1 protein-coding gene is annotated in these 1,255 nt (G+C 63.8%); it reads right to left on the bottom strand.

The features are described from left to right. Nucleotides 1–375: 375 nt before the first annotated feature. Nucleotides 376–1,255 (bottom strand): hypothetical protein (locus BFF76_RS30660; protein ID WP_208604903.1); only part of this gene is annotated, 880 nt, incomplete at its 5' end.

Consider the following 1,255-nt stretch of genomic DNA (forward strand, 5'->3'; position numbering starts at 1 on the left):
ACGCGGTCATTAAGGCACTAGGGCCTCGTGATGCACATGTCATCGTCGTTCACCAACTCCCTCTTGTGCTGCTGAACGCCGCCGACCAAGGCGAGCCTCCTGAATGCCCCGTGGCTGGAAGAGCGCCGGGGCAGCGGGCGCCGGTGTACGTCCGCCAGCGCACGCTGCACCGGCACCAAGAGGATCAGAAACTCATCCACTAGACGGTTCCAGGAACGTCGTGCCCTGAGTACGAAAGTGGCCACGATGAGAACCAAGGTGCTCATATCTGCTTTTCCCCTTTCCGTTGTGGGCTGACAGCCCACACCCGGTGTGCAGCGGCCCCGGCTTGCGGGGGCGCTGCACCCGAGAGAACAGCTGCTGCCTCGTACTCGACTAGTCGGCGACCGGCAGGCCCATCGGCATCCGCGAGGCGCGTTCCTTGAGCTTGGTGCGGGCACGGTGCACGGTCTGCCGCGCATTCAGTTCGGTCATGACTCGCCGCCCCTGAGCGTCCTTGAGGACGGTGATGCGCTCGCCCCGCTTCTTCACCGCCTCGGCCGCCGCGAGTGCGTGAAGGACGTCCTTCTCCTCCAGCCCGTTCATCTCGTTGATGGCCCGGGCCGCCTCCTCCGAGGACACGCCATCGAGCGCCATCAAGACGAACGCGGTCAACTCAGAGCTGCTCAGGCAGGACAGCAGCTCTACGGCGTAATCCTTCATCTCCTCGTTTCGGGCGTCGGCTCCGAGGTCGAGCGGCAATGCGGCCTCGACCGTGGTGGTGTCGCCCACCGAGAACTCGTGCTTGTACCGCCTGGCGTTGCTCCGCCATTGATCGCGTGCCTTGTTGCGGATGACAGTCGTGGAGAATGCCGTGATGCTGCCGACGGGCCCCCGCTTCAGCTCGTTGAAGATGGCTTCGCGTGCCAGGCCGAAGACCTCTCCTTCCTCGCCCTCCCGTACGAGCGTCGCGGTGTACCTGATGAGCCTGATCTCGTGATCGCAGATCCAGCACCACTGCTTCCGAGACTTCGCTGACGACAGCTCGGCTTCGGCGCCGTATCGGCCCAGAACTGGGAAACTCCGCTGGTGAGGCACAGAGCCCTCATGGGATGACTTCGTCACGAGGTATTTCCTTAACGTGAAGGGTGGTCGGAGATCTTTGCCGGTCACCCCGGCCCCATCGTGCGGCCGCGCTTCCCTACGGTGCCCGTGCCAAAGGGACGCCCAGAGGGCCTCGATCGTTAGGAAATCCAGCATGTGAGCTAGGTCACAC

This window comes from Streptomyces mutomycini (genome assembly GCF_001700505.1).
In the GTDB taxonomy this organism is placed as follows: Bacteria; Actinomycetota; Actinomycetes; order Streptomycetales; family Streptomycetaceae; genus Streptomyces; species Streptomyces mutomycini.